General features: G+C 64.0%; 27 protein-coding genes and 1 pseudogene. 15 read left to right on the top strand and 13 right to left on the bottom strand.

The window, feature by feature from the left end; genetic code table 11:
• The first annotated feature begins 2 nt into the window (after positions 1-2).
• Positions 3-416, top strand: a complete 414-nt coding sequence (rplP, locus tag Ga0080574_RS07790; protein ID WP_076696743.1) for a 50S ribosomal protein L16 — start codon at positions 3-5, stop codon at positions 414-416.
• A 288-nt stretch (positions 417-704) separates the two neighbouring features.
• Here the strand turns inward: rplP and Ga0080574_RS07785 are convergent, their stop codons facing one another.
• Complete coding sequence (locus Ga0080574_RS07785; protein ID WP_076696741.1) at positions 705-1,304, bottom strand: hypothetical protein; 600 nt, start codon at positions 1,302-1,304, stop codon at positions 705-707.
• A 49-nt stretch (positions 1,305-1,353) separates the two neighbouring features.
• Between Ga0080574_RS07785 and Ga0080574_RS07780 the strand changes: the two genes are divergently transcribed.
• Positions 1,354-1,974, top strand: a complete 621-nt coding sequence (locus Ga0080574_RS07780) for a TIGR02466 family protein (protein ID WP_076696738.1) — start codon at positions 1,354-1,356, stop codon at positions 1,972-1,974.
• A gap of 124 nt (positions 1,975-2,098) precedes the next feature.
• On the opposite strand, the gene Ga0080574_RS26910 is transcribed toward Ga0080574_RS07780, so the two are convergent.
• Positions 2,099-2,587 (bottom strand): GIY-YIG nuclease family protein, encoded by a 489-nt coding sequence (locus Ga0080574_RS26910; RefSeq protein ID WP_076696736.1) that lies wholly within the window; start codon positions 2,585-2,587, stop codon positions 2,099-2,101.
• Between the two features lie 146 nt (positions 2,588-2,733).
• Between Ga0080574_RS26910 and rpmC the strand changes: the two genes are divergently transcribed.
• From rpmC to rpmD, 11 genes are all read left to right on the top strand, one after another.
• Positions 2,734-2,940, top strand: coding sequence for a 50S ribosomal protein L29 (rpmC, locus tag Ga0080574_RS07770; RefSeq protein WP_076696734.1), 207 nt, complete (start codon positions 2,734-2,736; stop codon positions 2,938-2,940).
• A gap of 12 nt (positions 2,941-2,952) precedes the next feature.
• Positions 2,953-3,183: a 30S ribosomal protein S17 gene (gene rpsQ / locus Ga0080574_RS07765; protein ID WP_008885289.1), complete on the top strand. Its 231-nt coding sequence runs from the start codon at positions 2,953-2,955 to the stop codon at positions 3,181-3,183.
• A 77-nt stretch (positions 3,184-3,260) separates the two neighbouring features.
• Positions 3,261-3,629, top strand: coding sequence for a 50S ribosomal protein L14 (gene rplN / locus Ga0080574_RS07760; protein ID WP_076696732.1), 369 nt, complete (start codon positions 3,261-3,263; stop codon positions 3,627-3,629).
• A gap of 2 nt (positions 3,630-3,631) precedes the next feature.
• A complete protein-coding gene (gene rplX / locus Ga0080574_RS07755; protein ID WP_076696730.1) occupies positions 3,632-3,943 on the top strand; it encodes a 50S ribosomal protein L24 in 312 nt (103 codons plus the stop codon).
• Positions 3,936-4,496, top strand: a complete 561-nt coding sequence (gene rplE / locus Ga0080574_RS07750) for a 50S ribosomal protein L5 (RefSeq protein WP_076696728.1) — start codon at positions 3,936-3,938, stop codon at positions 4,494-4,496. Before rplX ends, rplE begins: the two co-directional genes overlap by 8 nt.
• A gap of 12 nt (positions 4,497-4,508) precedes the next feature.
• Positions 4,509-4,814, top strand: a complete 306-nt coding sequence (rpsN, locus tag Ga0080574_RS07745; RefSeq protein WP_076696726.1) for a 30S ribosomal protein S14 — start codon at positions 4,509-4,511, stop codon at positions 4,812-4,814.
• Positions 4,815-4,826: 12 nt separating this feature from the next.
• Complete coding sequence (gene rpsH / locus Ga0080574_RS07740; protein ID WP_076696724.1) at positions 4,827-5,219, top strand: 30S ribosomal protein S8; 393 nt, start codon at positions 4,827-4,829, stop codon at positions 5,217-5,219.
• A 10-nt stretch (positions 5,220-5,229) separates the two neighbouring features.
• The gene (gene rplF, locus Ga0080574_RS07735) at positions 5,230-5,763 is read left to right on the top strand and encodes a 50S ribosomal protein L6 (protein ID WP_076696722.1); all 534 of its coding nucleotides are present in this window, start codon (positions 5,230-5,232) and stop codon (positions 5,761-5,763) included.
• An 11-nt stretch (positions 5,764-5,774) separates the two neighbouring features.
• Complete coding sequence (rplR, locus tag Ga0080574_RS07730; RefSeq protein WP_076696720.1) at positions 5,775-6,134, top strand: 50S ribosomal protein L18; 360 nt, start codon at positions 5,775-5,777, stop codon at positions 6,132-6,134.
• 187 nt (positions 6,135-6,321) lie between these two features.
• Entirely contained in the window at positions 6,322-6,900 is a 579-nt protein-coding gene (gene rpsE, locus Ga0080574_RS07725) for a 30S ribosomal protein S5 (RefSeq protein ID WP_076696718.1), read from the top strand.
• 5 nt (positions 6,901-6,905) lie between these two features.
• Entirely contained in the window at positions 6,906-7,094 is a 189-nt protein-coding gene (rpmD, locus tag Ga0080574_RS07720; RefSeq protein ID WP_007255202.1) for a 50S ribosomal protein L30, read from the top strand.
• A 181-nt stretch (positions 7,095-7,275) separates the two neighbouring features.
• Here the strand turns inward: rpmD and Ga0080574_RS07715 are convergent, their stop codons facing one another.
• The 10 genes and pseudogenes from Ga0080574_RS07715 to Ga0080574_RS07670 form a co-directional block, all read right to left on the bottom strand.
• Positions 7,276-8,064 carry an amino acid ABC transporter ATP-binding protein gene (locus Ga0080574_RS07715; protein ID WP_076696716.1) on the bottom strand — a complete coding sequence of 263 codons (789 nt, stop codon included), beginning with the start codon at positions 8,062-8,064 and terminating at the stop codon, positions 7,276-7,278.
• An 11-nt stretch (positions 8,065-8,075) separates the two neighbouring features.
• Positions 8,076-9,392: an amino acid ABC transporter permease gene (locus Ga0080574_RS07710; RefSeq protein WP_076696714.1), complete on the bottom strand. Its 1,317-nt coding sequence runs from the start codon at positions 9,390-9,392 to the stop codon at positions 8,076-8,078.
• A gap of 1 nt (position 9,393) precedes the next feature.
• On the bottom strand, positions 9,394-10,626 hold the full coding sequence (locus Ga0080574_RS07705) for an amino acid ABC transporter permease (protein WP_076696712.1): 1,233 nt from the start codon (positions 10,624-10,626) through the stop codon (positions 9,394-9,396).
• A gap of 166 nt (positions 10,627-10,792) precedes the next feature.
• Positions 10,793-11,812, bottom strand: coding sequence for an amino acid ABC transporter substrate-binding protein (locus Ga0080574_RS07700; protein WP_076696710.1), 1,020 nt, complete (start codon positions 11,810-11,812; stop codon positions 10,793-10,795).
• Between the two features lie 198 nt (positions 11,813-12,010).
• Entirely contained in the window at positions 12,011-12,724 is a 714-nt protein-coding gene (locus Ga0080574_RS07695) for an ATP12 family chaperone protein (RefSeq protein ID WP_076696708.1), read from the bottom strand.
• Positions 12,721-13,395, bottom strand: coding sequence for an HAD-IA family hydrolase (locus tag Ga0080574_RS07690; RefSeq protein WP_076696706.1), 675 nt, complete (start codon positions 13,393-13,395; stop codon positions 12,721-12,723). Before Ga0080574_RS07690 ends, Ga0080574_RS07695 begins: the two co-directional genes overlap by 4 nt.
• 1 nt (position 13,396) lies before the next feature.
• Positions 13,397-14,443: an RluA family pseudouridine synthase gene (locus Ga0080574_RS07685; RefSeq protein ID WP_076696703.1), complete on the bottom strand. Its 1,047-nt coding sequence runs from the start codon at positions 14,441-14,443 to the stop codon at positions 13,397-13,399.
• Positions 14,440-14,816 (bottom strand): annotated as a pseudogene (crcB, locus tag Ga0080574_RS07680) (fluoride efflux transporter CrcB). Before crcB ends, Ga0080574_RS07685 begins: the two are co-directional and overlap by 4 nt.
• Positions 14,817-15,051: 235 nt before the next feature.
• Positions 15,052-16,365, bottom strand: coding sequence for a replication-associated recombination protein A (locus tag Ga0080574_RS07675; protein ID WP_076696701.1), 1,314 nt, complete (start codon positions 16,363-16,365; stop codon positions 15,052-15,054).
• Positions 16,366-16,369: 4 nt separating this feature from the next.
• Positions 16,370-17,752 carry a trypsin-like peptidase domain-containing protein gene (locus tag Ga0080574_RS07670; RefSeq protein WP_076696699.1) on the bottom strand — a complete coding sequence of 461 codons (1,383 nt, stop codon included), beginning with the start codon at positions 17,750-17,752 and terminating at the stop codon, positions 16,370-16,372.
• 114 nt (positions 17,753-17,866) lie between these two features.
• Between Ga0080574_RS07670 and Ga0080574_RS07665 the strand changes: the two genes are divergently transcribed.
• Entirely contained in the window at positions 17,867-18,067 is a 201-nt protein-coding gene (locus Ga0080574_RS07665) for a hypothetical protein (RefSeq protein WP_076696698.1), read from the top strand.
• 11 nt (positions 18,068-18,078) lie between these two features.
• Complete coding sequence (locus tag Ga0080574_RS07660) at positions 18,079-18,534, top strand: host attachment family protein (RefSeq protein ID WP_076696696.1); 456 nt, start codon at positions 18,079-18,081, stop codon at positions 18,532-18,534.
• An 82-nt stretch (positions 18,535-18,616) separates the two neighbouring features.
• Here Ga0080574_RS07660 and rplQ read toward each other — a convergent pair whose 3' ends face one another.
• The gene (rplQ, locus tag Ga0080574_RS07655) at positions 18,617-19,036 is read right to left on the bottom strand and encodes a 50S ribosomal protein L17 (protein ID WP_076696694.1); all 420 of its coding nucleotides are present in this window, start codon (positions 19,034-19,036) and stop codon (positions 18,617-18,619) included.
• Between the last annotated feature and the right edge of the window lie 57 nt (positions 19,037-19,093).

Genomic DNA, 19,093 nt, shown 5'->3' with positions numbered 1-19,093 from the left:
ACATGCTGCAACCGAAACGCACCAAGTTCCGGAAGATGTTCAAGGGCCGCATCAAAGGTGAGGCCAAGGGCGGTTCCGACCTGAACTTCGGCCATTACGGCCTGAAGGCTCTGCAACCCGAGCGCGTCACCGCGCGCCAGATCGAGGCCGCTCGTCGTGCCATGACGCGTCACATGAAGCGTCAGGGCCGCGTCTGGATCCGGATCTTCCCGGATACCCCGGTGACCTCGAAACCCACCGAGGTTCGGATGGGTAAGGGTAAGGGCTCGGTCGATTACTGGGCCTGCAAGGTCAAGCCGGGCCGCGTGATGTTCGAGATCGACGGCGTCGCCGAAGACATCGCCCGCGAGGCGCTGCGTCTGGCCGCGATGAAGCTGCCGATCAAGACCCGCGTGGTGGTCCGCGAGGACTGGTAACCGGCGGCTTTGCCGCCGGGCGCGATGGAGGCGGTTTCACAGAAACCGTCCGGGTCGCGCACCGCTGAAAATTTTGACCCCCGCCGGGAGACCGGCGGGGGTTCTTCTTTGTGGGTCTCCCGTTGGCGTCTCAGTCCCGCGCCTGATTCGAGGTTTTCGGGGCTTGGAGCCTTTCGCGCTCGTGAGAAAGCTCGTTCGAATGGCGTCATTTCGCGGGCACCTCTCGGATACAGCGCGATGCCGTCGAATTGTGAAAGGGTGACATACCGGCAACGGTGGCGATTGCGATCAGCGCACTACGCGTAGCGCTAAGAGCGTAGTTGTTGCGACCGGTATCGCAATCAATGCGATGGCCAGCAGCGGATCCGGGACAAAAATTGCCGTATATAGGAGCGATGCGCAGTCCAGGCTGGCAATCCAGAGCGACACCAATGTGAGGCCAAGACAAATAGAGAATGTCGCGGTTTCAATAGAAGAGAATTGGCGACCGAACCTGATCACCCTGAGTAAAAGCGGAATGGTGAAGGTCCCGAACACCAATACCATTAAACTGTCGTCTCCGCCGGAGCTCTGCAACTCCCGACAAAAGAACGGTCCATCCGGACCGGGCGCTGCTAAGTCAAGTGAAAGAGAATCGTAGCCCAGTCCAACCAAGCTCATGGCTGCAAGAGAGCCAATGTAGACTGCATCGAGAAAACGGTGTTTCATAATCTCTGTATGCCCATTGAAGACCTGCCAACAAAGGTTTTTTATGACATTTGGAAAGGTGCGGCGACACATTCCTCTGATGGACAAAGATCGGTCTTTGTACGTGATGCGTTGGCGGATCGTGATGGCCTCACCGGAAACCACGAGGCCCCGGATCAGGTCCGGGGCGGGTGCTTCCACCGCTCTTCAATCCCCTCGCCAGCCCCCGCGACTCGCGCTATGAGGCGGCATGACCCAGATCCGATCCCTCTTCGCGACCCGCCTCTACCGCGCCCCTCTCTCCGAGCATGCGCCCGCCATCGACACCGCCGAGCTGGAAGCCTCCTGCTGGTCCATCGCCGAGGACGACGAGGCGGGGCAGGCATGGTGCGACGAGAACAACTATCCCGGCTACACCTCTTATGCCTCGCTGACCGATCTGCCCTGGCGCTTCCCGGTCTTCGCCGATCTGGTCGCGGCGCTCGACAAGCATGTGGCGGCCTTCGCCGAGGATCTGGAATTCGATCTGGGCGACAAGGCGCTGGTGCTCGAGGACATCTGGATCAACATTCTGCCCGAGGGTGGCACCCACGCCTCGCATATCCACCCGCATTCGGTGATCTCGGGCACGACCTATGTGGCGATGCCCGGCGGCACCTCGGCGCTGAAGCTGGAAGACCCGCGCCTGGGCTTCATGATGGCCGCGCCTGCGCGCCGGAAGGGATGCCGCGAGGAGCTGAAGGCGTTTGTGTATGAGACGCCCGAGGTCGGGGACATCCTGCTCTGGGAAAGCTGGCTACGCCACGAGGTGCCGCCGAACCCGGCCGCAGAAGAGCGGATTTCGGTGAGCTTCAACTATAAGTGGGAGTGAGTGCCGGTCCGGGCTTTGCCCGGCAAACGCTCCGGGGGAGCGTTTGAGGCGTGAACGGGCGGAGCGCGGAAGCTTCGAGTGCAAGTTCCCAACGCTGCCGGACTCCGACGGTAAGATGATAGGACTATTTGTATGGGTTCTTGAGAAATGCTGCCTTTGAGATTCTCGTCCTCGAACGCTCTAGAGTGAACTCTGACATGCCATTTCCATTCATGAAGTATATGAAATCAATGGAGTTTTTGTTGATGTCTTGATTGTCAAAAGCACAGAAACCCTCCACAAAGCATTCACAAAACGGATCGGCTTGAAAATCGAACCATTCGCGGACGGACCAAAAAGCTGCGAGCCCTGTGTGTAGGGCATCTTCGACTTCACAATGGTTCCAGAACGGCTTTTGCGCGAGAATTTGAATTGAAGGCGACCAAGTGAAAGCCTCCCGGAGACGCTTCCAAGGATTCCTAGATCTGCCGATTTTGTATCTTCCTCGATCTTCACAAAGATAGACGTAGCCTGGGTCTCTTGGTGTAACACCAAAGATCTTAAGACTGGCGCTAGGATGAAAATTTGTCAGTGGTTGATCCTCTGGTTTCCCGAATGGAAAGTTAACGAACATTCGCTGCGTTGCGAAGCAGCTTCAATACCCTTGCCAACGTCCCCTAACCAGCCTATAGAGCCCGCTCATCCACCTCCACCGGGAATCAGGGTGACCCGCGTAACGACGGGGCCCTCCGGTGATGTTGCAACGAAGGAGCGACCGACATGGACGCCAAAGAGCTCAGCTCGAAGACCCCGGACCAGCTCCGGGACGAGCTTGTGGCGCTGAAGAAGGAGGCCTTCAACCTCCGCTTCCAGAAAGCCACCGGCCAGATCGAAAACACCGCACGCATCCGTCAGGTGCGCCGCGACGTGGCGCGGGTCAACACCGTGCTCAACCAGAAAGCCGCTGCTGCGGCGTCTGCGGAATAAGGAGTTCCAATCATGCCCAAGCGTATCCTGCAAGGCACCGTGACCTCCACCGCCAACGCCCAGACCGTCACGGTTCAGGTGGTCCGCCGCTTCAAGCACCCCGTGCTGCAGAAGACCATCAAGAAGTCGAAGAAATACCGCGCTCATGACGAGGCGGAAAAATTCGCTGTCGGCGATATGGTCCGCATCATCGAATGCGCGCCCAAGTCGAAAACGAAACGCTGGGAGGTGATCGCGGAGTAATCCACGACCACATTCCGGTTTGATCGAAACCCTGGGGGGTAGACCAAGAACAACCCCCAAAGGTCGGGAGAAACCACATGATCCAGATGCAGACCAATCTGGATGTCGCTGACAATTCCGGTGCCCGGAAAGTTCAGTGCATCAAGGTCCTCGGCGGCTCGCATCGCCGCTATGCATCGGTCGGCGACATCATCGTCGTATCGGTGAAAGAGGCCATTCCGCGCGGTCGCGTGAAGAAGGGTGACGTCCGCAAGGCCGTCGTCGTGCGCACCGCCAAGGAAGTCCGCCGTGAAGACGGCACCACCATCCGCTTCGACCGCAACGCCGCCGTCATTCTGAACAACTCGAATGAGCCCGTCGGCACCCGTATCTTCGGGCCGGTGGTGCGCGAGCTGCGTGCGAAGAACTTCATGAAGATCATCTCGCTGGCTCCGGAGGTGCTCTGACCATGGCTGCCAAACTGAAAAAGGGCGACAACGTCATCGTTCTCGCCGGCAAGGACAAGGGCAAGACCGGGACCATCGAGTCCGTCAGCCCGAAAACCGGCAAGGCCGTTGTCGGCGGCGTCAACATGGCCGTCCGCCACACCCGCCAGAGCCAGACGTCGCAAGGCGGCCGTCTGCCGCAGGCGATGCCCATCGACCTCAGCAACCTCGCCATCGTCGATGCCAACGGCAAACCGACCCGCGTGGGCTTCCGCATGGAAGGCGACAAGAAGGTCCGTTTTGCCAAGACCACGGGGGACGTGATCGATGCTTGATACCGCGACCTATACCCCGCGCCTGAAGACGCTGTTCCGCGACAGCATCAAGGCCGCGATGAAGGAAGAGTTCGGCTACAAGAACGACATGCAGATCCCGCGTCTGGACAAGATCGTTCTGAACATCGGCTGCGGTGCCGAGGCGGTGCGCGATTCCAAGAAGGCCAAATCGGCCGTCGAGGATCTGACCACCATCGCCGGTCAGAAAGCCGTCACCACGAAAGCCAAGAAGTCGATCGCCGGCTTCCGCGTTCGTGAAGAGATGCCGCTCGGTGCCAAGGTCACGCTCCGCGGTGACCGGATGTATGATTTCCTCGACCGCCTGATCGGTATCGCGATGCCCCGCATCCGCGACTTCCGTGGCGTGAAGCCGTCCTTCGACGGGCGCGGCAACTTCGCCATGGGCGTCAAGGAACACATCGTCTTCCCCGAGATCGAGTTCGACAAGGTCGACGAGGTCTGGGGCATGGACATCATCATCACCACCACCGCCGCGACCGACGCGGAAGCCAAGGCGCTGTTGAAGCATTTCAACATGCCCTTCAACGCCTGAGGAGCGAGACACATGGCCAAGAAATCCATGATCGAACGCGAGAAGAAGCGCCAGGCGCTGGTGGAGAAATACGCCGCCAAGCGCGCTGAGCTCAAAGAGATCGCGACCGACGAATCCAAACCTATGGAAGAGCGCTTCAAGGCCCGCCTGAAGCTGGCGAAACTGCCGCGCAATTCCTCGCCCACCCGGCTGCACAACCGCTGCCAGCTGACGGGTCGTCCCCATGCTTACTACCGCAAGCTCAAGATCAGCCGGATCGCCCTGCGCGACCTCGGCTCGAACGGTCAGCTTCCCGGTGTGGTCAAGTCGAGCTGGTAAGGAGGGTATGATATGAACGATCCTATCGGCGATATGCTCACCCGGATCCGCAACTCGCAGATGCGCGGCAAGTCCACCGTCACCACGCCGGCCTCCAAGCTGCGTGCCTGGGTGCTCGACGTGCTGGCAGACGAAGGCTACATCCGCGGCTACGAGTCCGGCACCGATTCCAACGGTCACCCGACCCTGGAAATCAGCCTGAAATATTTCGACGGCACCCCCGTCATTCGCGAGCTTCAGCGGGTCTCCAAGCCCGGTCGCCGCGTCTATATGGGTGTCAAGGACATCCCCTCGGTCCGTCAGGGCCTGGGTGTGTCGATTGTCAGCACGCCGAAGGGCGTGATGTCGGACGCAAACGCCCGCGCTGCCAATGTCGGCGGCGAGGTGCTCTGCACGGTATTCTAAGGAGGGACGCATGTCTCGTATTGGGAAAAAGCCGGTTGAGCTGCCCTCGGGTGTTTCCGCATCCGTCAGCGGCCAGACCGTGGAAGTGAAGGGGCCGAAAGGCAGCCAGATCTTCAACGCCACCGACGATGTCACCATCGCGGTCGAGGACAACGCCGTCACCGTGACGCCGCGCGGCAATTCCAAGCGCGCCCGTCAGCAGTGGGGCATGTCGCGGACCATCGTGGCCAACATGGTCCACGGTGTCTCGAACACCTTCAAGAAAGAGCTCGAGATCCAGGGCGTGGGTTACCGCGCGCAGGTTCAGGGCTCCACTCTGAAGCTGAACCTCGGCTACAGCCACGATGTGAACTTCGACATTCCGCAGGGCATCACGGTCACCACGCCGAAGCCGACGGAAATCGTCGTCGAGGGGCATGACGCACAGGTGGTCGGTCAGGTCGCGGCCAATATCCGCGACTGGCGCCGTCCGGAGCCGTACAAAGGCAAGGGTATTCGCTACAAGGGTGAGTACATCTTTGCCAAGGAAGGCAAGAAGAAGTAAGGACGCGAAAAATGGCAAACAGCAAACGGGATCTGTTCCTCAAGCGCCGCCTGCGCGTCCGGAACAAGCTTCGCAAGGTGAACGCCGGCCGTGTGCGGCTGTCGGTTCACCGCTCGAACAAGAATATCAGCGTGCAGCTGATCGACGACGTGCGCGGCGTGACGCTCGCATCCGCCTCCTCGATGGAGAAGGATCTGGGCGTCGTCGGCAAAGGCAATGTGGAGGCGGCCCAGAAGGTCGGTGCTCTGCTGGCCGAGCGCGCAAAGGCAGCCGGCGTGGAAGAAGCCTATTTCGACCGCGGCGGCTTTCTGTATCACGGTCGCGTCAAGGCTCTGGCCGACGCCGCGCGTGAGGCGGGCCTGAAACTCTGATCGTGGCGGTGGGCAAATTGCCCACCCTGCGCATCGTTCCTCGGGGCGGCGTCGTCGCCCCGTTTCCTGTAGGCGGAGACGCCTCGATGATCCGGGCCAGCGCGACATGCGCGGCACCTGGATTGGAGAAAACCGGTGCAAGACGGCCTTGGCCGATGCGCGCCGACCCTGAACAGAGGAATGCCTGATGGCAGAACGTGATAACCGCCGTGGCAACCGTCGCGACCGCGACGAGACCCCGGAATTCGCCGATCGCCTGGTTGCGATCAACCGCGTGTCCAAGACCGTGAAGGGCGGTAAGCGCTTCGGCTTCGCCGCGCTTGTTGTCGTGGGCGACCAGAAGGGCCGCGTCGGCTTTGGTAAGGGCAAGGCCAAGGAGGTCCCCGAGGCCATCCGCAAGGCCACCGAGCAGGCCAAGCGCAAGATGATCCGCGTGCCGCTGAAAGAAGGCCGCACGCTGCATCACGACATCGAAGGCCGCCACGGCGCCGGCAAGGTCGTCATGCGCACCGCACCGACCGGGACCGGGATCATCGCCGGTGGTCCGATGCGTGCCGTGTTCGAAATGCTGGGTATTCACGACGTGGTCGCCAAATCGACCGGGTCGCAGAACCCCTACAACATGATCCGTGCCACGCTGAACGGCCTGACCCGCGAGCAGTCGCCGCGCAACGTCGCGCAGCGTCGCGGCAAGAAGGTCGCCGATATCCTGCCGAAGCGCGAAGAAGCGTCGGCTGATGCAACCCTCGTGGCCGAGGAGGTCTGAGATCCATGGCTAAGACAATCGTCGTGAAGCAGATCGGCTCGCCGATCCGCCGCCCCGCCATCCAGCGCCAGACGCTGGTGGGCCTGGGCCTGAACAAGATGAACAAGACGCGCGAACTGGAAGACACGCCCGCCGTGCGCGGCATGGTCGCCAAGATCCCGCATCTTGTGGAGATCGTCGAAGAGCGCGGCTGAGCGCTCTTGATACGGTAAGAGATCGGGCCCGGGAGCATATGCTTCCGGGCCCTTCTCGTTTGAAGCGGTGTATGGAGGGCCCTAAGATTCTTCGTACGAAAATTCTGCCCGTCGCGGGACGGCAAAAAAAAAGACCCGCCCCGGATAGGGCGGGCCTTTGTCTGCTTGCGGGGCAGGAGCCTCAGTGGCCGAGGATCTGGCTCAGGAAGAGCTTGGTGCGCTCGTGCTGCGGGTTGTTGAAGAACGCGTTCGGTTCGTTCTGCTCCACGATCTGGCCCGCATCCATAAAGATCACCCGGTTCGCCACCGCCTGCGCAAAGCCCATCTCATGTGTCACGCAGATCATGGTCATGCCTTCTTCGGCGAGCGAAACCATGGTGTCGAGCACCTCCTTGATCATCTCCGGGTCGAGCGCCGAGGTCGGCTCGTCGAAGAGCATGATCCGCGGCTTCATGCAGAGCGAACGGGCGATGGCCACGCGCTGCTGCTGACCGCCCGAGAGCTGGCCGGGATATTTGTTGGCCTGCTCGGGGATCTTCACCTTCTCCAGAAAATGCATGGCCGTCGCCTCGGCCTCTTTCTTGGGGATCTTGCGCACCCAGATCGGCGCCAGCGTGCAGTTCTCCAGGATGGTCAGATGCGGGAAGAGGTTGAAATGCTGGAACACCATGCCGACTTCGGAGCGGATCTTGTCGATATTCTTGAGATCCGATCCCAGTTCGGTGCCGTCGACGATGATCTGCCCGGCCTGATGCTCTTCCAGCCGGTTGATGCAGCGGATCATCGTGGATTTCCCCGAGCCCGACGGGCCTGCGACGACGATCCGCTCGCCGCGATGGACCGTCAGGTCGATGTCGCGCAGCACGTGGAAGCTGCCGTACCACTTGTTCATCTTGGTGATCTGGATCGCCACCTCGTCGGACACCTGCATCTGGCTGCGGTCGACGGTCTCGGTCGCTTGTTGTTGCATGTCAGGTCTCCTTAACGGTGCTCACGGCGGAGCTTTTTCTCGAGAAACAGGGAATAGCGGCCCATGCTGAAGCAGAACACGAAGAAGCACAGGCCGATGAAGACGAAGAGCTCCCAGTAGATGCCGTTCCACTCGGTACTGGCGCGGATCGCATTCGACAGGCCGATCGGGTCGAGCAAGCCGATGAAGACCACCAGCGTGGTGTCCTTGAAGAGCCCGATGAAGGTGTTGACGATGCCGGGGATCGAGATCTTCAGCGCCTGCGGCAGGATGATCAGCCGCATGCTCTTCCAGTAATCGAGCCCCAGCGCGTCGGCGGCCTCGTACTGGCCCTTGGGCAGCGCCGCGAGCCCGCCACGCACCACCTCGGCGATATAGGCCGAGGAGAACAGCGTCACCATGATGATCACCCGCAGCATGAGGTCGAAATTCGTTCCCGGCGGCAGGAAGTAGTTGAGCAGGAGCGACGCGGTGAAGAGCCACACGATCAGCGGCACGCCACGGATGACCTCGATAAAGATCACCGAGCATTTGTTGATGATAAAGAGATCCGACTGCCGCCCCAGCGCCAGCACGATGCCCAGCGGCAGTGACAGGATGATGCCGGAGACGCCGATGATCGTGGCCAGCATGAAGCCGCCGATATCGTTGGAGCCGACCGGCTCCAGCCCGATGGGGAGAGCCGCCGCGAGCCCGCCGGCCAGCGGTCCGGCGAGGAACAGCCAGTAGAGCACCGGCACCACAATGGCGAGGACAACCCCGCCGAGCGCGCCGATGGCCGGCCCGGCAAAGCGCAGCACCGCCCAGCCCAGCACAAAGCCCAGAGCGACCGCGACGGGCATCCAGATCGAACCGCCCCAGATCAGCCAGAACAGTGCGAAAGGTGCCACAACCGAGCCCCAGAGCATCTTGCGCGGCAGCGATGCAAAGAGCACCGGTGCGATGGCTGCGAGGAAGACCACAAAGGCCAGCACCGGGCGCCAGTAGAGCTCTGGCGGGTAGAAGCCGAAGAGCAGCTGGTTCCAGCGCTCGCTGATCACCGCCCAGCAGGCCACCGAGGCACCGGCGCCATAGATCTCGTCGCGGATCTCGCGGCATTGCGCCAGGCTGTCGGCGCTCCAGATCCCCAGCGCCGCCCAGGGGATGACGTGGCTGAGAGCGACCCAGATCACCCAGAGCGAAACGATGGTGAGCAGGACATTGACCCAGGAGGACAGCAGGTTCTCGTGGATCCACTTGTAGGCGCCGGATTGCGACAGCGGCGGCTCGCGCTGCTCGACCATGCTGTCGCGGACATAGGCGACGGTCTGTGCGTGTACTTCGCTCATGTCAGCGCTCCTTCAGCTTCACGGAGGCGTTGTAGATGTTCATCGCACCCGAAATCAGCAGGCTCAGCACCAGGTAGAACAGGCCCAGCAGCAGCATGCCTTCGAGTTCGCGGCCGGTCTGGTTGATGGTGATGCCGCCCAGGGTCGAGCGGACGTCCATATAGCCCACCGCGATGGCGAGAGAGCTGTTCTTGGTCAGGTTGAGAAACTGCGAGATCAGCGGCGGGATGATCACCCGCATTGCCTGCGGCAGGATCACCAGGTTCATCGTGGTGCCCGGGCGCAGCCCCAGCGCATAGGCGGCCTCTGTCTGGCCCTTGGAGACGGCGAGAATGCCGCCGCGCACGATCTCGGCGATGAAGGCACCGGTATAGAGCGACAGCGCCAGCCAGAGCGCGATCAGCGAGTTGCGCAGATGGATGCCGCCGCCGAAATTGAAGCCCTGAAGCGAGGGGATGTCCCAGAACGCGCCCATCAGCACCATGAGGATCGCGGTCGGGATCACCAGCAGGCCGAGAATGAAATACCAGGTGGTGGGGCGGGCGCCGGTGGCCTCCTGCTTTTCGGTGGCCCAGTGGCGCAGGCGCTGGATGCCGAAGATCGACGCGCCCAGCACGATCAGCACCAGCAACCAGTTGAAGAATCCGTTGTCGAAGAAGGGCGTGCCGAAATGGATCGCCGGGATATAGACCCCCCGGTTGGTGATCGCGAACACGTCGAAGAGCATCGTGGAATCGGGGTTTTCGCCGCGGAAGGCGCTCGGTGCAGGGGTGCTCTCGGTCATCAGCGCAAAGATCAGCACGATCCAGAGCAGCAGCGGCACGTTGCGGAAGCCCTCGACATAGACCGCCATGAGCCGTGAGACGAGCCAGTTGTTCGACAGGCGCAGCACGCCGGCGATCACGCCCAGGATGGTGGCGAGGGCACAGCCCAGGAACGCCACCAGCACCGTGTTGATGATGCCGACAAGCGCCGCGCGCCCGTGCGTGCTCTGGCTGTTATAGTCGATCAGGCGTTGGTTGATGTCATAACCCGATGGCTGGCTCAGAAAGCCGAAATCGAAATCCTTGCCCAGATTCTGAAGGTTGTGGATCGTGTTCGAGACGAGCCAGGAGAACAACAGCATCAGCAGGATCATCGCGACCACCTGGATGGTCATGGATCGGTAGCGCGTGTCGTAGATAAGCTGCGACAGCCGGAAGCCACGCCCCGGCGGGTCTGTCATGGTCGTCATTGTCTTCTCCCCGGCGGCTTCCGTTCTTCCTGGGCGTCGTGCCGGTTGGTCCGGCCTCCTGCCTCTCGTCGGAAACTCGTATTGGTCTTCGATTTGTCTTTGTTGTTGGGTCTTCAGGTGAAAAGGGCGCGGGCTGTTACCCCCGCGCCCCTGTTCCCGGTTCCGATCAGCGGAACGGCGGGCTGTACATCAGGCCGCCGTCGGTCCACTGCGCGTTCAGGCCGCGCGACAGGCCGATCGGGGTGTTTTCGCCGATATTCTTCTCAAAGATCTCGCCGTAGTTGCCGTTGGCCATGATGGCTTTCTGCGCCCAGTCGGCCTCGAGACCGATCATTGCGCCCAGCTCGCCTTCGGTGCCCAGCAGACGGTTGATTTCCGGGTTGTTGCCCGGAGCCGACGCCAGCTCGCCGATATTGGCCGAGGTCACGCCGTATTCTTCGGCGGCGATCAGCGCGTTCAGGGTCCAGCGGACGATGTCGCCCCACTCGTTGTCGCCGTGACGGACCAGCGGGCCCAGCGGCTCTTTCGAGATGATTTCCGGCAGGATGACATGATCGCCCGGCGCTTCGAAGGAGGCGCGGGTCGCGGCGAGGCCCGAGGCGTCGGTGGTGTAGACGTCGCAGGCGCCGGCCAGATACTGCTGCTGCGCTTCGGCGTTGGTCTCGATCGGCACCGGCTCATAGCTGATGTTGTTCACGCGGAAGAAATCCGCGAGGTTCAGCTCGGTGGTGGTGCCGGTCTGGATGCAGACGGTTGCGCCGTCGAGTTCCTTGGCGGAGCTCACGCCCAGCTCTTTCGGAATCATGAAGCCCTGGCCGTCATAGTAGTTCACGCCGACGAACTCGAATTTGAGGTCGTTGTCGCGCGAGAAGGTCCAGGTGGTGTTGCGGGCCAGCATGTCGATCTCGCCGGAGGCGAGCGCGGTAAAGCGGGTCTGGCCGGTGGTCGGGACGAACTCGACAGCCATCGGATCGCCGAGAACGGCGGCGGCAACGGCACGGCAGACCGCCACGTCAAAGCCCTGCCAGACACCGTTTGCGTCGGGGGCCGAGAAGCCGGTCAGGCCGGTCGACACGCCGCAGTTCAGGTTGCCACGCGCCTTGACGTCGTCGAGAGTCGCCGCACTGGCGGCACCCGCTGCCAGGCCGGCAACCGTGAGTGCGCCAAGGATTACGGTTTTCTTCATGTTAACCTCTTCCTGTTGTCCGGCCCCTCATGAGCCGGTTCCGTGGCCCGAAGGCCGTGAATACCGATGAGTGGGTGCTCCCCCCCTCTGGTGCCCGCGAGTTTGTTCGGAAACGTTCTGGGAGGTCAAGCCACCCGTCCGGTAAAAACATCCCGCGATGCCGGCATATTGTGCAATGAAATTCGGTGCGAGACCCGATTAAGCGGCTCGACACAGGGCAAAAAAGCGATGTGCGTGAAGAAATGCCGCACGTTTGTGCGATGCCATTTCCCGGGCCTCCTCATCGACGCCCCAGAGCTCTTCCTGCCAGCTCTCGTCGAGCCGCGAGAGCGCCCAGAGATCTTCGGGGTCATGCTCGGTGCCGGTCGCGGCGAATCCCAGGATCAGCGAGCCGCTCAGCGACACCAGGTCGTGAAATGCTGCCAGTTCGAACGGGTCGAGCCTGTGGGCGCGGGCGGCAAGAACTTCCAGCGCGCCCGGCTCCTGCGCCGCGTGCATCAGCCCGGTGCGGGGCTCCAGCCGCGCTCCCAGCGCCGTCTCGGCCCAGTCGAGCATCGGGTCCCAGCGCTCGGCCTGGCGCTGCACCAGCGCCTCGGGTTCTTCGGCGCGGTAGCACAGCAGATCGGCGTCGCCGTATTCCGCCAGCATCTGCGCCACCGCCTCCCGCTGCGGCGCGACCTTTTCGATGGCGCTGTTGGCGGTGCGGGTGAAGGGCATCGCGCCGGGGTCGATCTTTTCCTCCTGCGCCTGCCATTCCGCCGCGATCTCCTCGGCCAGCGCCCTGGTCGGCACCACCAGCGGCGATTTTCCCGGGGTCATCACCCGGCGCCCGTCGAGAAACACGCCATAGCCGCCCTCGGCGGGCGCGGCGGTTGCGTCCTTGTAGAACCTGCGGGGGGCCCATTCGCTCATGCGCTCTGCTCCCAGATCTGTGCCAGCAGGCCGGGCAGGGTGCGGATGTCGTCGATCACCAGATGCGCGTCCTTCAGCCGTGCGGCGTCGTGATATCCCCAGCTGACGCCCACCGCGAGCATCCCCGCCGCGCGCGCCATCTGCATGTCGAAACTGGTGTCGCCGATCATCACCGCGCGCTTTGCCGGCACGCCGGTTTCCGACAGCGCCGCCTCGAGCATCGCCGGGTGCGGTTTCGACGGGTGATCGTCGCCGCATTGCTGGGTGACAAAGAGCGGGCGCATGTCGTGCCCGTCGAGCAGCCCGTCGAGCCCGCGACGCGATTTGCCGGTGGCGATGCCAAGCAGCGTCTCGTTCTCCGCATGGAGCTGATCGAGCACGCTGCGCACATGCGGGAAGAGCGGCGAGCTCTGCGGCGTGCCCTTCTCGCTGCGCAGACCGAAATAGCGCTGCTTGTAGGCGTCGATCATGCTCTCGTGCTGCGCCTTGGCGGCGGGCGCCAGCTCCATCAGCGCGATGGGCAGCGCCAGCCCGACCTGCGACAGCACCGCCTCGCGGTCGGGCACCGGCAGGCCGGCGCTTTCGAAGGCGGCAGTCATCGAGGCCATGATATCGGCCTGGCTGTCCACCAGCGTGCCGTCGACATCGAAGATCACAAGGCGCAGATCCATGTCAGTGCAGCTCCTCGAACGGGTCGTCGGCGGCGATATCCTCGGCCCAGCCCAGCGTTTCCCAGCTATGGGCCATATGCTCGGGCAGGGGGGCGGTGATCGTGACGGGCTTCCTTGTCACCGGATGCTCGAAGCTGATCGAGCGTGCGTGCAGGTGCAGCTTTTTCGAGATGATCCCGCCAAGCTGCGCGCCCCAGCCGTCGCCGAGATTTTCCTGCCCCGAGCCGCCGTATTTGCCGTCGCCGATGATCGGGTGGCCGATCTCGGCCATATGCGCGCGCAGCTGGTGGGTGCGCCCGGTGATCGGTTCCAGCGCCACCCAGGAAGCGCGCCCGGCGACGCGGTAGAGCGTGGCGTAGAGCGTATGCGCCCGCTGCGCGCCGGGGGTCGCGTTCATGTCGCGCGGATGCACGCAGATCATCTTTTCGCCCTCGCCATGGCGCCCGTGCCCGGCGGCCTTGACCAGCCCGTAACGGATCTCGCCCAGATAAGGGGTCGGCACGCCGGCGACCAGCGCCCAGTAGATCTTGCGCGTGCGGCGGTGGCGGATCGCGGCGGTGAGCGCCTGTGCCATCTCGCGGGTGCGCGCCAGCAGCAGCACGCCCGAGGTGTCCTTGTCGAGCCGGTGCACGAGGCGCGGCTTTTCGTCGAAGCCGAATCTCAGCGCCTCGGCGAGCCCGTCCACATGGCGCGTCTGCTTGCTGCCGCCCTGGCTCGGCAGGCCCGGCGGCTTGTTCAGCGCAATGATGTGGTCGTCCTTCCACAGTACGCAGGACTGGATGAGTTTGGCGTCGGCCTCCGAGACCCTGGGCTTCGGCGCGGCAGCGGGTTTCTCATCGGGCTCCGGCAGCGGCGGGATGCGCACCTGCTGGCCGGTCGCGAGCCGGGTCGAGGCCTTGGCGCGGGCGCCGTCGATGCGCAGCTCGCCCTTGCGGCACATCTTTTCGATGCGCCCCTGCTGGAGATGCGGGAAGAGCCGCTTGAGCCAGCGGTCGAGGCGCTGGTCGCCGTCGCCGGGACCGACGGTGATGGTCTGTACGCCGCTCATGCGAAGACGCTCCTTGCGGCCAGAAGCCCGGCGAAGAGCGCCGCCAGCGAGACCAGCACAGAGGCGGCCACATATCCCAGCGCCAGCGCCACCTCGCCGCGCTCGTAGAGCGTGGCGAAATCCAGCGAGAAGGAGGAGAAAGTGGTGAAGCCGCCGAGAAAACCGATGGTGAGGAAGGGGGCGAACCGCGTGGCGGAGAAATTCGCCAGCACCACGACCAGCACCCCCATGACAAAGGATCCGAGGACGTTCACCGTCAGCGTGCCCCAGGGAAAGCTCCGCCCCATCAGCGCGGTCATGCCGACGCCGGTGAGATAGCGCGACGACGCGCCCAATGCGCCCCGAGGGCGACCTGAAGAAGGGTGAAGCTCATGCGGGCGATGTGTCTTGCGGGGCGTCTGTTGTCAAGCTTGCGCAGCGCGGGAAGGGGGCGAGGAGCAGGCGGTCGTGGAGGAAGGCGGCGTTCTCGGGCGTCGAGTGGTCATGGCATTGCCGCCCCGAATGCTCTCGGGGATCCTTCAGGGAGGACAGGGGGAGGTTGTCCCGGCACGGAACCAAGGCGGCGGTGTCCAGCCCTGCGACAGAGCCCCTTGTTCCGACCGCTGATCCTACCCGTTCCGCTCCCGTCGCAGCCGGGCGAAATACTCCACCCGCTTTTTCAGGTCGCGCTCGAAGCCGCGCTCCACCGGGGCATAGAACTGCGTTCGGCCCATATCCTCGGGGAAGTAATCCTGCCCGGAAAACGCATCCTCGGCGTCGTGATCGTAGGCATAGCCGCTGCCATAGCCCTGATCCTTCATCAGCCTGGTGGGGGCGTTGAGGATATGTTTCGGCGGCATCAGCGAGCCGGTCTTTTTCGCCGCCGCCCGGGCGCCCTTGTAGGCGGCATAAGCGGCGTTGGATTTCGGCGCCAGCGCCAGATAGATTACCGCATTGGCCAGCGCCAGCTCGCCCTCGGGCGAGCCCAGCCGCTCGTAGGTCTGCCAGCTATCGATGCAGGCGACCTGCGCCTGCGGATCGGCGAGGCCGATATCCTCCACCGCCATGCGGGTCAGCCGGCGGGCGAGAAAGCGCGGATCCTCCCCCGCCTCCAGCATCCGCGAGAACCAGTAGAGCGCCGCATCCGGGTCGGAGCCGCGGATGGATTTGTGCAGCGCCGAGATCAGGTTGTAATGGCCGTCGCCGGATTTGTCGTATTGCGCCGCGCGCCGCATCAGCCGGTGGGTCAGCGCATCGGTGTCGAGCTTGCCCGTCACCCGCCAGGCCATCACCTGCTCGATGAGGTTCAAAAGCGCGCGCCCGTCGCCATCGGCCATCTCCAGCAGCGCCTCGCGCGCCGCGCCGTCGAGGGGCAGGGGGCGGTCGAGCTCCTTCTCGGCGCGCTGCGCCAGCCGTTCCAGATCGGCGAGCGCCAGCCGTTCCAGCACCAGCACCTGTGCCCGCGACAAAAGCGCCGCGTTCAGCTCGAAGCTGGGGTTCTCGGTGGTGGCGCCGACGAGCAGGATGGTGCCGTCCTCCATATGCGGCAGAAAGCCGTCCTGCTGCGCCTTGTTGAAACGGTGGATCTCGTCGACGAACAGCAGCGTGCCCTGACCGTTGGCGCGGCGATGCTTGGCCGCCTCGAAGACCTTGCGCAGCTCCGGCACGCCGGTGAAGATCGCGCTGATCTGCACGAAATGCAGCTCGGTCGCATCCGCCAGCAGCCGCGCGATGGTGGTCTTGCCTACGCCCGGCGGTCCCCAGAACACCAGGCTCGACAGCGAGCCCGAGGCCAGCATCACGCCGAGCGGCGCGTCGGGGCCCAGTACCTGCTCCTGTCCGATCACCTCGCCCAGCGTCCTGGGGCGCAGGCGGTCGGCCAGCGGGCGGGGCGCGGTGCTTTCGGGCGTTGCGCCGGGATCCTTGTCGAAGAGATCGGCCACAGGCTCAGGTCCGGAACCGCAGCGAGACCCGACCGCCGCCGCGCAGCGCGTCGATCCGCACGCGCGGGGCGGCGCGCTTCAGCAGCCGGCCCACATCGCCGGTCTTTTCCACCGCGCGGCCATTGATGGCGCGCAGCACGTCTCCGGGCCGCAACCCGATGCGCGTGCCATAGGGGCCGGGATCGGTCACCACCACACCGTCATCGGGCAGGGGCAGGTTCAGCTCCGCGCCGACCGCCGGGTTGATCCGCGCCAGCGCCAGCCCGGGCAGGACCGCATCCTCATCCAGCGTCACCGCCTCGCGCGGGGGCGTCTCGGGGGCGGCGATCATCTCGACCTTCGCCTCCTGCGGCGCACCGTCATGCAGGTAGCGTATGCGCGCCACATGACCCAGCCCGCGCACCGACATGCGGAACAGCATCTCGGGCGGGGTGTTGACCGGCTGGCCGTCCACATCCAGCACCACGTCGCCCACCTCCAGCCCGGCCTCGGCAAAGGGGCTTTGAGGGTGCAGATCGGCGATCAGCACGCCGTTCGGCAGGCCGAGCCCGAGGCTTTCGGAGATATCGGCGTTCACCGGCTGGCCGGTCATCCCGGCCCAGGGCCGCTCGAAATCATCATTGCCGGCGCGGGCCTGATCGACGAACTGCGCCACCAGCGCCGAGGGGATGGCGAAGCCGATGCCGTTCGAGCCGCCGGAGCGGGTGAGGATCGAGGTGTTCACCCCGATCAGCCGGCCCTTGACGTCGATCAGCGCACCGCCGGAATTGCCCGGGTTGATCGGCGCATCGGTCTGGATGAAATAGCCGCGCGCATTGCCCGTGGCGGTGCCCGAGCGCGCCAGCCCCGAGACGATGCCGGAGGAGACGGTCTGACCGACCCCGAACGGGTTGCCGATGGCCAGCACCAGCTCGCCCACCTCCACCGTGTCGCTGTCGCGCAGCGGCAGGAAGGGCATCTCGCCCGCATCCTCCAGCTTGAGGATGGCGAGATCCGCCTCCTCGTCGCCGATCAGCACGCTGGCCTCGTATTCTGCACCGTTGTTGAGCACCACGCGGATATCGGTGGCCTGGCCGACGACGTGGTAATTCGACACGACGATCCCGTCTTCCGACAGGATCACGCCGGAGCCCAGCGAGTTCTGCACCCGGGGGCGCCCGCCGAAATCGCGGAAGAGATTGCCGAAGAGCGGATCGCCGGCGAACGGGCTGCGCGACTGCACGACGCGGCGGGCGTAGATATTGACCACCGCCGGGGTGGCCTCTTTCACCAGCGGGGCGAAGCTGAGGGAGATCTCGGCCTGGCTTTCCGGCACGCGCGGCTCGGGCGTCTGGGCGGCGAGCGGCGCGGCGGCGAGGCTGAGGGCGACAAGGCAGATGCGGAGCATGGTTGGACCTCCTGATCCTTCGCATATGCCCGCCTGTCCCGGCGGATTCAAGCCGGGGCGCAGGAACGCGGATCGTATCCGGGGCGTTGTGCCTGAGCAGAACAGGAGGACCCCATGGCAGAGCGACACAGATCCGAAGACGGCCGCCGCGAGACCGAAGAGTATCTCGACAAGGCGGACACGCCCCCGCAGCAGGGCCGCGACGGCGGCCAGGTGGAGCGCAAGGTCGGCACCCGCGACCTGCTCAAGCGCGCGGAGCAGGACCGGCCCGGTGCGACGCGGGTCCGCAAATCCGACGAGAAGTCCGAATCGTAAGGAGAGTGAGGATGATCGAACTGAAGCAAGGCACCTGGGTCGTCGTGACCGACAGCGAAAAGGCGCTTTTCCTGCGCAATCTGACCGATCACGAGAACCCCAATCTGGACCTGTTCGGGGAGGAGGTGCAGGAAAACCCCTCGGATCGAGAGCAGGGCGCCAACCGCCCGGGCCGGATGCAGGATGGCGGCGTGCAGCAGCGCTCCGCCATGGCCGATACCGACTGGCACGAGCTGCAAAAGGAGCGCTTTGCGGCAGATCTGGCGGAGCATCTCTATGACGAGGCCCACAAGGGCGCGTTCGAACGGCTGGTGCTGGTCGCCGCGCCCAAGGTGCTGGGCGATCTGCGCGAGGCGCTGCACAAGGAGGTCTCCGACCGGGTGATCGCCGAGGTGCCGAAGACGCTCACCAACCATCCGGTCGACAAGATCGAGGCGCTGGTGAAGAAGGAACTGGAAACCGCCTGACCGCGCGGGCCGGCTGCGCAAAGAAAAAGGCGCCGCGGGAGCGATCCCTGCGGCGCCTTTCTTGTTCCGAACCGGGCGAAGATCAGTCTTCGGCGGCTTCCAGAGCGGCCAGGCGGGCCTTGTCGGCGGAGCCCTTGGCGTCGACATCGCGGTCGACCAGCTCGATGATCGCCATCGGCGCCATGTCGCCATAGCGGAAGCCGGCTTTCAGCACGCGGCAATAGCCGCCCGAACGCTCGGCGTAGCGCGGGCCGAGGATGTCGAAGAGCTTGGCGACGTGGATGTCCTGCTTGAGCTGGGCGGCGGCCTGACGGCGCGCGTGCACATCGCCGCGCTTGCCGAGGGTGATCAGCTTGTCGATGACGCGCTTGAGTTCCTTGGCTTTCGGCAGGGTGGTCTTGATCTGCTCATGCTCGATGAGCGAGCCGGCCATGTTCGCCCACAGCGCCTTGCGGTGCTCGTGGGTACGGTTCAGGCGGCGGTAACCTTTTGCGTGACGCATGTTTCTTACTCCTTTTGCCCTCTACGGGCGGTTTTGCTTTGTCCGGCAGCCCATGCG

Origin of the sequence: Salipiger abyssi, assembly GCF_001975705.1 — a bacterium.
GTDB lineage: Bacteria > Pseudomonadota > Alphaproteobacteria > Rhodobacterales > Rhodobacteraceae > Salipiger > Salipiger abyssi.
The sequence above is the reverse complement of the archived record's forward strand: the minus strand, read 5'-3'. Positions and strand labels throughout refer to the sequence as shown.

What these genes read in the sequence shown, in the direction of transcription:
- rplP (WP_076696743.1), top strand. Translation starts at nt 3, where the DNA reads ATGCTGCAACCGAAACGCACCAAGTTCCGGAAGATGTTCAAGGGCCGC.
- Ga0080574_RS07780 (WP_076696738.1), top strand. Translation starts at nt 1,354, where the DNA reads ATGACCCAGATCCGATCCCTCTTCGCGACCCGCCTCTACCGCGCCCCT.
- Ga0080574_RS26910 (WP_076696736.1), bottom strand. Translation starts at nt 2,587, where the DNA reads ATGTTCGTTAACTTTCCATTCGGGAAACCAGAGGATCAACCACTGACA.
- rpmC (WP_076696734.1), top strand. Translation starts at nt 2,734, where the DNA reads ATGGACGCCAAAGAGCTCAGCTCGAAGACCCCGGACCAGCTCCGGGAC.
- rpsQ (WP_008885289.1), top strand. Translation starts at nt 2,953, where the DNA reads ATGCCCAAGCGTATCCTGCAAGGCACCGTGACCTCCACCGCCAACGCC.
- rplN (WP_076696732.1), top strand. Translation starts at nt 3,261, where the DNA reads ATGATCCAGATGCAGACCAATCTGGATGTCGCTGACAATTCCGGTGCC.
- rplX (WP_076696730.1), top strand. Translation starts at nt 3,632, where the DNA reads ATGGCTGCCAAACTGAAAAAGGGCGACAACGTCATCGTTCTCGCCGGC.
- rplE (WP_076696728.1), top strand. Translation starts at nt 3,936, where the DNA reads ATGCTTGATACCGCGACCTATACCCCGCGCCTGAAGACGCTGTTCCGC.
- rpsN (WP_076696726.1), top strand. Translation starts at nt 4,509, where the DNA reads ATGGCCAAGAAATCCATGATCGAACGCGAGAAGAAGCGCCAGGCGCTG.
- rpsH (WP_076696724.1), top strand. Translation starts at nt 4,827, where the DNA reads ATGAACGATCCTATCGGCGATATGCTCACCCGGATCCGCAACTCGCAG.
- rplF (WP_076696722.1), top strand. Translation starts at nt 5,230, where the DNA reads ATGTCTCGTATTGGGAAAAAGCCGGTTGAGCTGCCCTCGGGTGTTTCC.
- rplR (WP_076696720.1), top strand. Translation starts at nt 5,775, where the DNA reads ATGGCAAACAGCAAACGGGATCTGTTCCTCAAGCGCCGCCTGCGCGTC.
- rpsE (WP_076696718.1), top strand. Translation starts at nt 6,322, where the DNA reads ATGGCAGAACGTGATAACCGCCGTGGCAACCGTCGCGACCGCGACGAG.
- rpmD (WP_007255202.1), top strand. Translation starts at nt 6,906, where the DNA reads ATGGCTAAGACAATCGTCGTGAAGCAGATCGGCTCGCCGATCCGCCGC.
- Ga0080574_RS07715 (WP_076696716.1), bottom strand. Translation starts at nt 8,064, where the DNA reads ATGCAACAACAAGCGACCGAGACCGTCGACCGCAGCCAGATGCAGGTG.
- Ga0080574_RS07710 (WP_076696714.1), bottom strand. Translation starts at nt 9,392, where the DNA reads ATGAGCGAAGTACACGCACAGACCGTCGCCTATGTCCGCGACAGCATG.
- Ga0080574_RS07705 (WP_076696712.1), bottom strand. Translation starts at nt 10,626, where the DNA reads ATGACGACCATGACAGACCCGCCGGGGCGTGGCTTCCGGCTGTCGCAG.
- Ga0080574_RS07700 (WP_076696710.1), bottom strand. Translation starts at nt 11,812, where the DNA reads ATGAAGAAAACCGTAATCCTTGGCGCACTCACGGTTGCCGGCCTGGCA.
- Ga0080574_RS07695 (WP_076696708.1), bottom strand. Translation starts at nt 12,724, where the DNA reads ATGAGCGAATGGGCCCCCCGCAGGTTCTACAAGGACGCAACCGCCGCG.
- Ga0080574_RS07690 (WP_076696706.1), bottom strand. Translation starts at nt 13,395, where the DNA reads ATGGATCTGCGCCTTGTGATCTTCGATGTCGACGGCACGCTGGTGGAC.
- Ga0080574_RS07685 (WP_076696703.1), bottom strand. Translation starts at nt 14,443, where the DNA reads ATGAGCGGCGTACAGACCATCACCGTCGGTCCCGGCGACGGCGACCAG.
- Ga0080574_RS07670 (WP_076696699.1), bottom strand. Translation starts at nt 17,752, where the DNA reads ATGCTCCGCATCTGCCTTGTCGCCCTCAGCCTCGCCGCCGCGCCGCTC.
- Ga0080574_RS07665 (WP_076696698.1), top strand. Translation starts at nt 17,867, where the DNA reads ATGGCAGAGCGACACAGATCCGAAGACGGCCGCCGCGAGACCGAAGAG.
- Ga0080574_RS07660 (WP_076696696.1), top strand. Translation starts at nt 18,079, where the DNA reads ATGATCGAACTGAAGCAAGGCACCTGGGTCGTCGTGACCGACAGCGAA.
- rplQ (WP_076696694.1), bottom strand. Translation starts at nt 19,036, where the DNA reads ATGCGTCACGCAAAAGGTTACCGCCGCCTGAACCGTACCCACGAGCAC.